The organism is Phenylobacterium sp. (assembly GCF_031360265.1).
Taxonomy (GTDB): domain Bacteria; phylum Pseudomonadota; class Alphaproteobacteria; order Caulobacterales; family Caulobacteraceae; genus Phenylobacterium.
On record NZ_JANMBF010000103.1, the window covers coordinates 14,371 to 26,404 of the forward strand.

14 protein-coding genes are annotated in these 12,034 nt (G+C 68.4%); 8 read left to right on the plus strand and 6 right to left on the minus strand.

The features are described 5' to 3' along the window. The first annotated feature begins 58 nt into the window (after nt 1-58). Nucleotides 59-967: a lysophospholipid acyltransferase family protein gene (locus RMN86_RS09250; RefSeq protein WP_309605552.1), complete on the plus strand. Its 909-nt coding sequence runs from the start codon at nt 59-61 to the stop codon at nt 965-967. A 189-nt stretch (nt 968-1,156) separates the two neighbouring features. Here the strand turns inward: RMN86_RS09250 and RMN86_RS09255 are convergent, their stop codons facing one another. The 3 genes from RMN86_RS09255 to RMN86_RS09265 all read right to left on the minus strand — a co-directional run bounded on the left by RMN86_RS09255 (nt 1,157) and on the right by RMN86_RS09265 (nt 3,493). Beyond that, nucleotides 1,157-1,375 (minus strand): DUF2093 domain-containing protein, encoded by a 219-nt coding sequence (locus RMN86_RS09255; protein WP_309605553.1) that lies wholly within the window; start codon nt 1,373-1,375, stop codon nt 1,157-1,159. 28 nt (nt 1,376-1,403) lie between these two features. After that, complete coding sequence (gene xseA / locus RMN86_RS09260) at nt 1,404-2,852, minus strand: exodeoxyribonuclease VII large subunit (RefSeq protein ID WP_309605554.1); 1,449 nt, start codon at nt 2,850-2,852, stop codon at nt 1,404-1,406. A 143-nt stretch (nt 2,853-2,995) separates the two neighbouring features. Then, nucleotides 2,996-3,493, minus strand: a complete 498-nt coding sequence (locus RMN86_RS09265; RefSeq protein WP_309605555.1) for a GcrA family cell cycle regulator — start codon at nt 3,491-3,493, stop codon at nt 2,996-2,998. Nucleotides 3,494-3,746: 253 nt separating this feature from the next. Here RMN86_RS09265 and RMN86_RS09270 point away from each other — a divergent pair, with 253 nt between their 5' ends. The 3 genes from RMN86_RS09270 (at nt 3,747) to argF (ending at nt 6,842) form a co-directional block, all read left to right on the plus strand. Then, a complete protein-coding gene (locus RMN86_RS09270) occupies nt 3,747-4,565 on the plus strand; it encodes an ABC transporter permease (RefSeq protein WP_309605556.1) in 819 nt (272 codons plus the stop codon). Nucleotides 4,566-4,734: 169 nt separating this feature from the next. After that, nucleotides 4,735-5,913, plus strand: coding sequence for an aspartate aminotransferase family protein (locus RMN86_RS09275; RefSeq protein WP_309605580.1), 1,179 nt, complete (start codon nt 4,735-4,737; stop codon nt 5,911-5,913). Next, nucleotides 5,910-6,842: an ornithine carbamoyltransferase gene (argF, locus tag RMN86_RS09280; RefSeq protein ID WP_309605557.1), complete on the plus strand. Its 933-nt coding sequence runs from the start codon at nt 5,910-5,912 to the stop codon at nt 6,840-6,842. Before RMN86_RS09275 ends, argF begins: the two co-directional genes overlap by 4 nt. Before the next feature lie 36 nt (nt 6,843-6,878). Here argF and RMN86_RS09285 read toward each other — a convergent pair whose 3' ends face one another. Further along, nucleotides 6,879-7,739, minus strand: coding sequence for an MBL fold metallo-hydrolase (locus tag RMN86_RS09285; protein WP_309605558.1), 861 nt, complete (start codon nt 7,737-7,739; stop codon nt 6,879-6,881). A 73-nt stretch (nt 7,740-7,812) separates the two neighbouring features. Here RMN86_RS09285 and RMN86_RS09290 point away from each other — a divergent pair, with 73 nt between their 5' ends. Genes RMN86_RS09290 through RMN86_RS09305 form a run of 4 tightly spaced genes read left to right on the plus strand, consistent with a single transcriptional unit; the run spans nt 7,813 to nt 10,231 of the window. Beyond that, nucleotides 7,813-8,184 (plus strand): metalloregulator ArsR/SmtB family transcription factor, encoded by a 372-nt coding sequence (locus RMN86_RS09290; RefSeq protein ID WP_309605559.1) that lies wholly within the window; start codon nt 7,813-7,815, stop codon nt 8,182-8,184. Then, the gene (locus tag RMN86_RS09295) at nt 8,141-8,467 is read left to right on the plus strand and encodes a YgaP-like transmembrane domain (protein ID WP_309605560.1); all 327 of its coding nucleotides are present in this window, start codon (nt 8,141-8,143) and stop codon (nt 8,465-8,467) included. Before RMN86_RS09290 ends, RMN86_RS09295 begins: the two co-directional genes overlap by 44 nt. A 10-nt stretch (nt 8,468-8,477) precedes the next feature. Beyond that, complete coding sequence (locus RMN86_RS09300) at nt 8,478-9,254, plus strand: sulfite exporter TauE/SafE family protein (RefSeq protein ID WP_309605581.1); 777 nt, start codon at nt 8,478-8,480, stop codon at nt 9,252-9,254. 56 nt (nt 9,255-9,310) lie between these two features. Then, nucleotides 9,311-10,231 (plus strand): Hsp33 family molecular chaperone, encoded by a 921-nt coding sequence (locus RMN86_RS09305; RefSeq protein ID WP_309605561.1) that lies wholly within the window; start codon nt 9,311-9,313, stop codon nt 10,229-10,231. A 33-nt stretch (nt 10,232-10,264) separates the two neighbouring features. On the opposite strand, the gene RMN86_RS09310 is transcribed toward RMN86_RS09305, so the two are convergent. Continuing rightward, nucleotides 10,265-10,639 (minus strand): c-type cytochrome, encoded by a 375-nt coding sequence (locus tag RMN86_RS09310; protein WP_309605562.1) that lies wholly within the window; start codon nt 10,637-10,639, stop codon nt 10,265-10,267. Continuing rightward, entirely contained in the window at nt 10,636-12,012 is a 1,377-nt protein-coding gene (locus tag RMN86_RS09315) for a hypothetical protein (protein ID WP_309605563.1), read from the minus strand. Before RMN86_RS09315 ends, RMN86_RS09310 begins: the two co-directional genes overlap by 4 nt. Between the last annotated feature and the right edge of the window lie 22 nt (nt 12,013-12,034).

A 12,034-nucleotide genomic window follows, 5' to 3' on the forward strand; every position in this document is an offset into this window, starting at 1 on the left:
CAAGCTCCGCGCCAGACGCGCGTTGCTAAGGCCAGGAGGCCACCCTTAGTAAGGATGCATGACGGAATCTCGCGTAACGATGCGACAAAAGCTCCCCTGGCTGCTGGAAGCGTTGGCATATGACATTGCTGCCTCTTTAGCGCGCATTTTTCCAATAGATTCTGTGTCGGACTTTGGAGCGGGCCTGTTTCGCCGGCTCGGTCCGCTGACCAGTGCCCACCGGGTGGCGGCGCGCAATCTGCGGATTGTCTTCCCCGAGGCGAACGCCGCCCGGATCGCCGACTTGCTGGACGAACAGTGGCGCCACCTTGGCCGCTGGGCGGCGGAATTCCCGATTCTCGACCGGATCATCGCCGATCCGACCCGTGTGGAGGTGGTGGGCGCCGACCGGCTGGCGGCGATCGCCGCGGGCGCGGGGCCGGTGATTTTCATTTCCGGCCATTTTTCCAGCTTCGAGATCATGCCGGCGGTGATCGTGCATGCCGGAGTCACCTGCCAGATCACCTATCGCGCCACCAACAACCCCTATGTGGACGCGCGCATCCGCAGGAGCCGCTGGCGCTATGGCGTGCGGTTGTTCGCGCCCAAGGGGACCGACGGCGCTCGCGAACTGCTGCGCGCGCTCTCCCGAGGCGAGTCCGTGGCATTGATGAACGATCAGAAGTTCAACGGCGGGATCGAAGCTCCGCTGTTTGGCCTGATGGCCCATACCGCGCCGGGGCCTGCCAGCTTCGCCCTGCGCTACGGCGCGCCGCTGCAGCCGATGAGCGTCGAGCGCAAGGGCAAGGCGCGCTTCCGGGTGGTGGTCCACGATCCGATCCGGCTGGAAGACACCGGCGACCGCGACGCCGACATCGCTGCCGGCGTGCGGCGCATCAACAGCTTCATCGAGGAACGCATCCGCGCGCGACCGGCCGAATGGTTCTGGGTTCACAAGCGATGGCCGAACGAGATCTACCGGCGCTAGTGTGCTGGATCTGAAGTTCGCCCTCTTGACGGATCAGGCTCTGAGCGAACTTCAGATCCAAGAAGCACACTGGGAAACAAAGGCTTGCTAGTGTCCTCATCGATTCCGAAGTTCGTCCGCACCGGCCTCAGGCGCCCGCGAACTTCGGAATCGGGACACTAGATCCTCGGTGGGATGGGCTCCAGAGCTTCAGCCGTTGGTCTCGCGCCACCGTCGCAGCGCCTCGGCCGGGGTCGCATAGGCCTCCTGCAGCGTGGCGCTCCAATAGCGCAGATGGTCCAGCGGGATCTTGGCGCCGGTCACCGCGCACAGCACATGGCGCCCAGGTTTCAGCACCGCGAAATCGCCGTCGCCATAGTGCAGGCGGGCGAGGTCGGAACCGGCGAAGTCGCGATCATGGGCGTTCATAGATGGTCATTTAGCGCGCGCGGACCGCTCAGAACAGGTCGCCCTGTGGTGACGGCGGGATTTTCGGCCGCATCCGGCCGGTCTTGGGCGCCGGCGGCTCACTCGCCCCGCCCGCGATGATCGCGTGGCGGGTGATCCGGTCGCCGAACTTGATGGCCACGTCCTCGCCAATGGCAAGGCCGGCGCCGGCATGGACGATCGAGCCGTCGGCGCGGGTGACCCGGGCGAAGCCACGCTGCAGCGGCCGTTCCGGATCGACAGCCAGATAGAGCTTGCCGAGCCCGCCGAGCCGCTCGCCGGCGCGCTCCAGGCCGCGCGTCACGCCGGGCCGCAGCCTGGCCGCAACGCTGTCCAGCCGCTGGCGCTGCACCGCCTGCGGTCGCTTCAGCAGCAGCGGCGAGAGCCGCGAGGCGACGGCCACCAGGTCGCGCTCGTGGACCGCAGCGTTGCGCGCCAGCCCGGCGCCCAGCCGCCCGGCGACGATATTGAACCGCTGCGCCGCCAGCTCGACCAGATCGCGCACCCGCCGCAGCGCCCGGTCTGCGGCTTCCACCCGCCCGCGCCGGTCGGCCACGGTGCGACCGCCGCAGCGGTGCATCCGCGCGCCAAGGTCGCCGAGCAGGGCCTTGAGTTCCGCCAGCACCGGCGTCGCCATCTCCGCCGCCGCCGTCGGCGTCGGCGCGCGGCGGTCGGAGACGAAATCGATCAGCGTGGTGTCGGTCTCGTGGCCCACGGCGCTGATCAACGGGATCGCGCCCTCGGCGACAGCGCGGGCCAGTCCCTCATCGTTGAACGCCCAGAGATCCTCCACCGAGCCCCCGCCTCGCGCGACAATCAGCACGTCGGGCCGCGGGATCGCGCCGCCGGCCGCCAGCCCGTTGAATCCGCGGATGGCGGCGGCCACCTGGCCGGCCGAGGCCTCGCCCTGCACCACCACCGGCCAGACGATCACCCGGCAGGGCCAGCGGTCGCGGATGCGGTGCAGGATGTCGCGGATCACCGCGCCGGTCGGACTGGTGATCACCCCGATCACCGCCGGCATCGAGGGCAGGGCCTGTTTGCGTTCGGCCGCGAACAGGCCCTCGTCGGCCAGTCGCGCCTTCAGCCGCTCGAGCTGGGCCAGGAGGGCGCCGATCCCGGCCGCCTCCAGCGTCTCGATGACGATCTGGTAGCGCGAGCCGGACGGGTAGGTGGTTATCTTGCCGGTGACGATCACCTCCAGCCCCTGCTCGGGCCGGATCGACAGGCCCCGCACCTGGCCCTTCCAGACCACGCCGTCGATCGCCGCGCGCTCGTCCTTCAGCGTCAGATAGATGTGGCCGTTGGAGTGGAAGGTGGTCTTGGAGATCTCGCCGCGCAGACGCACGAAGCCGTAGTTGTCCTCCAGCGTCCGCTTCAGCGCGAACGCCAGTTCCGACACCGAATAGGGCTTCGCGTTGCCGTCTTCAGCCGGCGACTCAGGGGTGACGTCGGTCATGGGCAGAAGCTAGCGGGGGCAAGGCGAAACCCCAAGGCGCCGAGGTGAATGGGCCCCACGCGCTGACGCCGAAGGAAAAGGACGCGCCCGGCTCGGCGGGCGCCGGAGCGCCGCGGGCCGGACGCGCCCCCATCCCCAACGGATCAGATATAGCGGCGCAGGCTACGGGCCAGTTCGACGGCGCCCGACCGCTTCTTGGCCTGGGCGGGCTGATAGGCGACCTGGCTGTGTTCGTGGCAATAGGGGCCGTCGCCGGCGCGGCGACCGCAGAAGGTGAAGCTGTCGAGTGACGGATCGCCGATCGGCCACTTGCACATGTGCGCGGCCAGCGTCAGCACGGTCGCCGTGCCCGGAGCCTCGTCAACGTAGCGGACCGGGGTCGGCGGGGCGTGCAGCGAGGCCGGCTCGGCCATCCGCGGGGCCGACGGCGCGGCGGACACCGGACGGGCGGGGCGTGGCGCCTTGAACACCGTGCGCGCCGGCTTGGAGGGGGTGGCGCGGCCGGAAAGACCCAGGCGGTGCACCTTGCCGATCACCGCATTGCGGGTCACCCCGCCCAGCTGCTTGGCGATCTGGCTGGCGGAAAGCCCGTCCTGCCAGAGCTTTTTCAGGAGCTCGACCCGTTCGTCCGTCCAACCCATGTTCGCCTCCCCGCTTGGCGATCCCCGGAGCCGGCTCCCATGTTCGGGAAACCGGTCCCCTTCGATCAACATCTTGTGGCGTTGAGCAGTCTCGCCGCTCACCAGCCACCACCAGTAGTAAACAACTCCCTAACACCCACAATAGGCGCCACGGGTTTCGTCCACAGGAACTAGATGTAGCGTTCAGCCGCCCGGCCAATGGGCGCGCGGCGGAGCCCTTGCGAGTCGCCGCGGCGCGGCGCACATGGAGGCGATGAAGGATATGGCGCGCGCCGAAACCGTCCTGCCGCCCCAGCCGCGCGACTATCACGGCGTCAACTGGGAGGGGCTGAAGACCCTCTACCTGCGCGAGGTGCTGCGGTTCTTCAAAGTGGGGATGCAGACCCTGGCCGCGCCGGTGGTCACCGCGCTGCTCTACATGCTGGTATTCGTGGTCGCCGTCGGCGGCGGCCGCCAGGTGCACGGGGTGTCCTACGGCGCCTTCGTCGCCCCGGGCCTGATCATGATGCAGATCCTTGGCAACGCCTTCGCCAACTCGTCATCGTCGCTGCTGCAGGCCAAGTTCAACGGGCTGATGGGCGACTTCATGACCCCGCCGCTGACCCCGGGCGAGCATGTCATCGGCTTCGGCGCCGGGGCGGCGACGCGTGGCATCTTCGTCGGCGCGATCAGCATGGCCGCGGTGCTGCCCTTCGCCCGGCTGTCGGTGGCCCAGCCCTGGGCGGTGCTTTATTTCGGCCTGGGCGCGGCGATGATCATGGCCTTCCTGGGCATCATGGCCGGCCTGTGGAGCGAGAAGTTCGACCACATCGCCGCGGTCACCAACTTCGTGATCATGCCGATGACCTTCCTCTCGGGCACCTTCTATCTGGTGGAGAAGCTGCCCGAGCCGTTCCGCACCTTCAGCCATTTCAACCCGATCTTCTATCTGATCGACGGTTTCCGATATGGCTTCATCGGCCGCGCCGAAGGCAACCTGGGCGTCGGCGTGGCCCTGACCGGGGTGCTGGTCCTGACGCTCGGCTGGATCTGTCTGTGGATGTTCAGGACCGGCTACAAGATCAAGACCTGAGGCGGCGGCGGCGAACATTGACACGCAGGCGCTTGAGGACGAGAACGCCAAGCCTTCCAGTCCCCGTCGCAACGCGGCGGGGATGCTTCTGTTTTGGAGGGCTCTTCCGGTGACCGAGAAGACCGCGCCCGCGACCGTTTCCCCCGCTTCCGTTCCCAGCGATCACATCATGGCGGTCTACAGCCGCACCCCGCTGGCGTTCGAGCGTGGCGATGGCGCGCGCCTCTACACCACCGACGGCGTGGCCTATCTCGACTGCATGGCCGGCATCGCGGTCAACGCGCTTGGTCACGCCAACCCCAAGCTCGTGCAGGTGTTGAAGGACCAGGCGGAAAAGCTCTGGCACGTCTCCAACATCTTCACGATCCCGGGCCAGGAAAAGCTCGCCAGGGCGCTGACCGAGGCGACCTTCGCCGACGAAGTGTTCTTCACCAACTCCGGCGCCGAGGCCATCGAGTGCGCCATCAAGACCGCGCGCAAATACCACTGGGTCAATGGCCAGCCCGAGCGGATCGACATCATCGGCTTTGAAGGTTCGTTCCATGGCCGGACCATCGCCGCCGTCAACGCCTCGGGCAATCCCGGCTATCTGGAAGGCTTCGGCCCGCCGCTGCCGGGCTTCGTCCACCTGCCCTATGGCGACCACGCGGCGTTGAAGGCGGCCATCGGGCCAACCACGGCGGCGATCCTCATCGAGCCGGTGCAGGGCGAGGGCGGGGCGCGAGCGCTTCCCGACGTCTGCCTCGCCGGCCTGCGCGCGCTGTGCGACGAGACCGGCACGCTGCTGATCTATGACGAGATCCAGTGCGGCCTTGGGCGCACCGGCAAGCTGTTCGCCCATGAGTGGGCCCAACACGCCCAGCCGGACATCATGGCGGTGGCCAAGGCGCTGGGCGGCGGCTTCCCGGTCGGAGCGTGCCTGGCCACCGCCGAGGCCGGCAAGGGCATGGTGGTCGGCTCCCATGGCTCGACCTACGGGGGTAATCCCCTGGCCATGGCGGTGGGCGCCGCGGCGCTCGAGGAACTGGTGAAGCCGGAGCTGCTGGCCCACGTCCGCGAGGTGGCCGGCTATTTCACCCAGCAGCTGGCGGGCCTGGTGGAACGCTTCCCCGACGTGGTCAGCGACATCCGCGGCAGAGGCCTGTTGATCGGCATCAAGCTGCACACGCCCAACCGCGAGTTCATGCAGTACGCCCGCGACGCGCACCTGCTGATCGCCGGCGGCGGCGACAACTGCGTGCGCCTGCTGCCGCCGCTGACGCTGACCATCGTCGAAGCCAGCGAGGCCATGGAAAAGCTCGAGCGCGCCTGCGAGACCGCCCGGGCCCGGACCAAGGCGGCGGCGTGAACCACCCGAGGCACTTCCTCGACCTCTGGAAGCTCGGGGGCGCAGACCTGCGCGCCATCCTGGAGGACGCCAAGTCCCGCAAGGCCGCGCGCGCCGGCTGGCCCAAGGGCCGGGTCGACGCCGACGCGCCGGCGCGGGACCGCACGCTGGCGATGATCTTCGAGAAGACGTCCACCCGCACGCGGTTCTCCTTCGACGCGGCCATGCGCCAGCTAGGCGGCGATGTGATCATCTCCAACGCTGTCGACATGCAGCTGGGCCGCGGCGAGCCGATCGAGGACACCGCGCGCGTGCTCTCGCGGATGGTCGACGCGGTGATGATCCGCGCCAATACCCACGCCGATGTCGAGCGCCTGGCCATGTCGGCGAGCGTTCCGGTGATCAACGGCCTGTCGGACAAGGGTCACCCCTGCCAGATCCTCGCCGACCTGATGACCTTCGAGGAACATCGCGGGCCGGTGACCGGCCGGACGCTGGCCTATGTGGGCGACGGCAACAACGTCTGCGCCAGCTTCATCCAGGCCGCGCCCAAGCTGGGCTTCAAGCTGAACATCGCCGCCCCCGCCATCTACTATCCCGACCTCGCCGACCTGGCCCGCGCCGCCGGCCTGCAGGGCCAGGTGACAACCACCCACGACCCGCGCGAGGCGGTCGCCGGCGCCGACTGCGTGATCACCGACACCTGGGTGTCCATGGGCGACACCGACCACGACGAACGGCTGGAGGCGCTGGAACCCTACCAGGTGGACACCGACCTGATGGGGCTGGCGGCCCGGGACGCGGTATTCCTGCACTGCCTGCCGGCGCATCGCGGCGAGGAGGTCACCGACGCGGTGATCGACGGTCCCCAGAGTCTGATCTGGGACGAGGCGGAGAACCGCATCCACGCCCAGAAATCGATCCTGGCCTGGTGCTTCGGAGCGATCTGAGGCCGGCCGTCAGGCCCCAACCTCACGCCCCCAACCTCACGTCATGGTCACCGGCAACCTGAGGAATATCCGCCCCTTCGCGGACGGCTTGGGCAGGGCGCCGGCGCGGATGTTCACCTGCAGCGACGGCAGGATCAGGGTCGGCGGGGCCAGCTCGCGATCGCGCGCCTCGCGCAGCGCCACGAAGGTCGCCTCATCGACACCCTCGCGGACATGGACGTTGTGGGCCCGCTGGTCGGCGACCGTGGTCTCCCACCGGAACTCGGTGCGGCCCGCCGGCAGGTAGTCGTGGCCCACGAAGACCCGAAAATTGGGCGGCAAGGCGAGGATCTTGCGGATCGACCGATAGAGGGTCGCAGCATCGCCGCCGGGAAAATCTGTCCGTGCGGTCCCGTAGTCCGGCATGAACAGGGTGTCGCCCACGAAGGTGGCGTCACCGATCACATAGGTCAGGTCCGCGGGCGTATGGCCGGGCGTGTGCAGGACGTGGATCGCCAGCGCGCCCAGCGGCAGGACGTCGCCCTGCTTCAGAAGCCGGTCGAAATCGCCGCCGTCCGGCCTGACATCGTCGGCTTCGAACAAGGGCGCGAAGATCTTCTGCACCTCGACGATCCGAGCCCCGATCGCCAACTTCGCGCCGGTCTGGCGGCGGATATGGTCGCCGGCCGACAGGTGGTCGGCGTGCGCGTGCGTCTCCAGCACATAGGTCAGTTCCAGGGTCTGCTCGCGAACCGCCGCGAGGAGGGCGTCGGCCGAGACGGTCGACAGCTTCGCCCCCTTTGGCTCGAAATCCAGCACCGGGTCGATGATCACGGCGATCCGGGTGGCCGGATCGCTGACCAGATAGGTCGCAGTGGATGTCGCGGAATCGAAAAACGCCTGAACCTTCGGCGCCATGATCGGAGCCTCCTTGGCCACTTCATATATATTAGCTTTTGCTAATTTAGCAATGTCTAATATATAAGGCAGCATGTTCGATCTCGCGAACTTTGACATCGCCCGGTTCGAGGCCAGCGCGGCGGAAGCGGCCAAGCTTCTGCGCGCGCTCGGCAACGAGCGGCGGCTGATGATCCTGTGCCAGCTCACCGATCGTGAGCGATCGGTGAGCGAACTCCAGCCCCGCGTCGGTCTCTCCCAGTCGGCGCTTTCGCAGCACCTTGCGGTGCTGCGCGACGAGGGCGTCGTGGCCACCCGCCGCGAAGGCCAGACGGTCTGGTACCGGATCAGCGACCCCGCCGCGATGCGCGTGGTGGCGACGCTCGCGGAGATCTTCTGTCCCCCGATGGTGGAGAAAGCCGATGCCCGCAACCCTGACGCCCATGAAGCCCGAGATCGTCGTTGACCGGGTCCGCGCCGGCCAGGCCGGCAACGGCGTGGCCTTTGTCCTCAAGGGGGGCGTCGATGGCTGGGTGGCGGCTGGCCTGCCTGAGATCATGCGTCAGGCGCAGATCGCGGCCGGATCGCTGGCCGTGGCCGGAGTGATGCTCGACCTTGCTGTCCACCCGGCGTTCCACGGACTTTCCGCGTTCGTTGGCGCGAGCCTGGTGTTCGCCGGCGCCACGGGCTCCTGCGCCATGGCGCGCAGGCTTTCGGTGATGCCCTGGAACACCCCGGCCCGGGTCTGAGATCGTGGGGATTTCGCTGCTCAGTCTGCTGCTGGCCGCCGTCGGCGGCGGCGTCATCAGCCTGCTGCTCTCACTATTCGGCGGTGGCGGGTCGGTGCTCGCCACGCCGTTGCTGATCTATGTGGTCGGCATTCGCGATCCGCACGTGGCCATCGGCACCGCAGCCGCCGCTGTAGCGGTGAACGCCAGCATGGGCCTGGCGACACAGGCGAGGGCGGGCCGGGTGAAATGGCCCTGCGCCCTGGTGTTCGGCGGCTCCGGGCTGGCGGGGTCGCTGGTCGGGGCGCAGTTCGCCAAGCATCTCGATGGACAGCGCCTGCTGCTGTGGTTCGCGCTGGCCATGGCGCTGGTCGGCCTGTCGATGCTGTTCCCCCGCCAGCACGAAGGCGACCCCGCCGTCCAGTTGACCCCGCGGCTGGTGGCCAGGCTCGCCCCGCTCGGGCTGATGGTCGGCCTCGCCGCCGGCTTCTTCGGCATCGGCGGCGGATTCCTCATCGTGCCCGGACTGATGGCCGCGACCGGCATGACCCTGGCCAACGCCGCGGCGTCATCGCTGGTGTCGGTGGTGGTGTTCGGCGCGGCGACCAGCGCCAGCTACGCGGCCTCCGGGCTGGTGGATTGGGGCGTGTTCCTGGCCCTGATCGCCGGCGGCGTCTTCGGGGCGGTCGCGGGCGCGCCGCTGGCTCGGGCGCTGGTCGGTCACGCGCGCGCGGCGCGGTTGGCGTTCGCGCTGATGGTGCTCGCCACGGCCGCCTATGTCGCCGCCCGCGCCGGCGGCCTGGTCTGACGCCCGGCGCTCTGTCCACTCGCAATAGCGCCGGGTTCGCCCTATATGCGCCGCCCATGACCACCAGCCCCCTCAACACCGCCCCCGACGACAGGGTGGCCCCCTTCCAGATCGAGGGCGAGCCGGTGCGCGGCCGGCTGGCCCGCCTGGGACCCTCGGTCGACGCGATCCTGCGCGCCCACGACTATCCCGAGCCGGTGGCAAACCTGCTGGGCGAGGCCTGCGCGCTCGCCGCCCTCGTCGGTTCCAACCTGAAGTTCGAAGGCCGGCTGATCGTCGAGGCGCGCGGCGACGGCCCGGTGCGTTTCGTGGTCTGCGACTACGACACTTCCGGCGCCCTGCGCGGCTACTGCGGCTTCGACCCGGAGGCCGTGACCAGGGTGAGCGAGGGTTTCGCGCGCCCCGGCGCGCGCACGCTGCTGGGCGACGGCCACTTCATGATGACCGTCGACCAGGGCCCCGACATGGACCGCTATCAGGGGGTCACCGCCATCGAGGGCGAGACCCTGGCGCTGTGCGCCGAGCAGTATTTCGCCCAGTCCGAACAGACGCCGACCCGCGTCCGCCTCGCGGTCGGCCAGGTCGATCAGGGGGAAGGGAGACACTGGCGCGCCGGGGGCATGCTGATCCAGTCGGTGGCCGAGGATGATGCGCGCGGCTCCACCACCGAGGCCTGGGTCCGTACTCAGGCCTTCTTCGAGACGGTGGGCGAGGACGAGCTGATCGATCCGGTGCTGTCGTCGCAACAGCTGCTGTTCCGGCTGTTCCATGAGGACGGGGTGCGGGTGTTCGAGGCCCAACCGCTGCGCGCCTTCTGCCGCTGCTCGCAGGATCGCATCGAAAACGTCCTGAAATCCTTCGCCGCCAGCGAGCGCGTCGACATGGTCGAGCCCGACGGCCGCATCCACGTCACCTGCGAATACTGCTCAAAGGTCTACGCCGTGGCGCCGGCAGCTTTGGAGGCGGCGGCGCAATAGTTTCCACTGTCATCCGGTCAAACGGGACAGGGCCTAACGCACGGTCTCCAGGTAGGCGATCAGGTCTTCAACCTGGTCGGGCTTCTTCAGTCCGGCATAGGCCATCTTGGTGCCCAGGACGACGACCTTGGGGGATGGCAGATAGGTCCGGAGCTGGCCGGCGGTCCAGGTCCAGGAGGCGGCCTTCATGGCTTTGGAATAGGCGAAATTCGGGACCGAGGCGGAGCGTCGGCCGACGATCCCGAACAGGCTGGGACCCAGCACCGTCTGGCCGGGCTTGACGCCGTGGCAGGACGAGCACTGCGCGGCGAAAACCCGCTTGCCGCGACCGGGATCGCCGGTCGCGGCCGCCGGCAGCGCCGCGACCGCCGCCAGGAGCACACCCAGCAGCGGGCGCCGAAAGATCAATAGGCAATCCATAGAAAGGCCCTTGCGGTGTTGTTGTTTGAGGCGTTGGCGCCTGCGCCGTCGTAGTTGGACCGGGCGCCGTCGAAGCTGGTGTAGAGCGTGTACTGGAGGCCGACCCGGATATTGGCTCGGGGTCCGAAGGGCGACGTGCCATCGCCGAACGGGGTCCCGTCGAGCTGGAAGGTCACCCCCGAGCTGTCCGGCTTGAAGTTGGGCGCGCCCGGGTAGATCACCGGGTTGGCCGGTCCGAAGGTGTCGAAGACGGCGACCGTGGCGCCGATCTTGTTGCGCCAGTAATACGACGCGTCAGCGCGGAGGTCATTCAGGCGCGTATCGGCGCAGGCCCCGCTGCCGCCGCTGAGGATGCAGCTGGCCCGCAGTTCCTGACGCTCGCGGATGTATCGCCCGTTGACCGTCACCACGTCGCCGCTCTCCAGCGTCCTGATGAACGACGCGTCGACCCCCAGGTCGGTGTAGCGGTCGGTGGCGCCGGTCGAACGGTCTCGTCCGGGGTTGATCTCGGTGCGCATGCCAAAGACACCCAGTTCGAGCGTGCCTCCCTGGAGATCGGTCTGGAACGCGGCCCGGCCATAGGGCGCGAGGCCGTGGATGTCGCCCGGTGAAAACGGATCGGCGCCAAGCCGCGACAGGTTCGTCTGGCTCGGCGAACGATAGGCGCCGGCCTCGACATAGAACTCGCTGTTGATCCAGGCGTAGGCCGTCAGGCCAATCGCCTTCTGCGCGAGGCTCCCGGCCAGCAGCGGCGAGGCCGACGGCGAGGGGGCTAGGGCCGAACGGGTGTAGGGGAAACCCCAGGCCGGCAGACTGTTCCAGGCATCCTGGGTCCCAGGCGAATTGTTGAGACTGGTTCCGAAGATCACATCGACCCCCTTGATCTCGGTCTTGGTGACGGCGCGCAGATCGAGATTGTCCCAGGACCAGGTCTTGCCGATGCCGTCGTAGGTGGTCTGCACGAACCCTCCGAGATGCGAGCCAAGTCCGCCCGCGACGAACAGGCTGACCTGGTCAAGGCCCAGGTTGTCGTTGCGCTTGAACCCGGCGGCCGGCGGCGCGCTCTGATTTTCCCGGGTCCGGACGTAGGACGCGACCGCCATCGCCGAGAACGGCAGGGTGAAGCCGCCGGCCCGCTTGGTGTAGCCCTCGAGCTTGAACTCGCGGCCAAATTTGGTGAGTTGCGGCCCGAATCCGCCCACATGACAGTCCTGGCAGGGCTGGCCGGTCTGCACCGCGAAACTCGGAACGGCGCGCGCGGGCCAGGCGATCAAGGTGAGCGCGGAAAGCAGCAGGATCGCCGTGGCTAGGCGCGGCCACGCGACCTTGGCGGCAAAAATGCTCGCTTGTGGACTTGGCATGAAATCTCCCCTTCGCAACGCG

What these genes read in the sequence shown, in the direction of transcription:
- xseA (WP_309605554.1), bottom strand. Translation starts at nt 2,852, where the DNA reads ATGACCGACGTCACCCCTGAGTCGCCGGCTGAAGACGGCAACGCGAAG.
- RMN86_RS09275 (WP_309605580.1), top strand. Translation starts at nt 4,735, where the DNA reads ATGGCGGTCTACAGCCGCACCCCGCTGGCGTTCGAGCGTGGCGATGGC.
- RMN86_RS09255 (WP_309605553.1), bottom strand. Translation starts at nt 1,375, where the DNA reads ATGAACGCCCATGATCGCGACTTCGCCGGTTCCGACCTCGCCCGCCTG.
- RMN86_RS09270 (WP_309605556.1), top strand. Translation starts at nt 3,747, where the DNA reads ATGAAGGATATGGCGCGCGCCGAAACCGTCCTGCCGCCCCAGCCGCGC.
- RMN86_RS09265 (WP_309605555.1), bottom strand. Translation starts at nt 3,493, where the DNA reads ATGGGTTGGACGGACGAACGGGTCGAGCTCCTGAAAAAGCTCTGGCAG.
- RMN86_RS09290 (WP_309605559.1), top strand. Translation starts at nt 7,813, where the DNA reads ATGTTCGATCTCGCGAACTTTGACATCGCCCGGTTCGAGGCCAGCGCG.
- RMN86_RS09295 (WP_309605560.1), top strand. Translation starts at nt 8,141, where the DNA reads ATGCCCGCAACCCTGACGCCCATGAAGCCCGAGATCGTCGTTGACCGG.
- RMN86_RS09250 (WP_309605552.1), top strand. Translation starts at nt 59, where the DNA reads ATGACGGAATCTCGCGTAACGATGCGACAAAAGCTCCCCTGGCTGCTG.
- RMN86_RS09305 (WP_309605561.1), top strand. Translation starts at nt 9,311, where the DNA reads ATGACCACCAGCCCCCTCAACACCGCCCCCGACGACAGGGTGGCCCCC.
- RMN86_RS09315 (WP_309605563.1), bottom strand. Translation starts at nt 12,012, where the DNA reads ATGCCAAGTCCACAAGCGAGCATTTTTGCCGCCAAGGTCGCGTGGCCG.
- RMN86_RS09285 (WP_309605558.1), bottom strand. Translation starts at nt 7,739, where the DNA reads ATGGCGCCGAAGGTTCAGGCGTTTTTCGATTCCGCGACATCCACTGCG.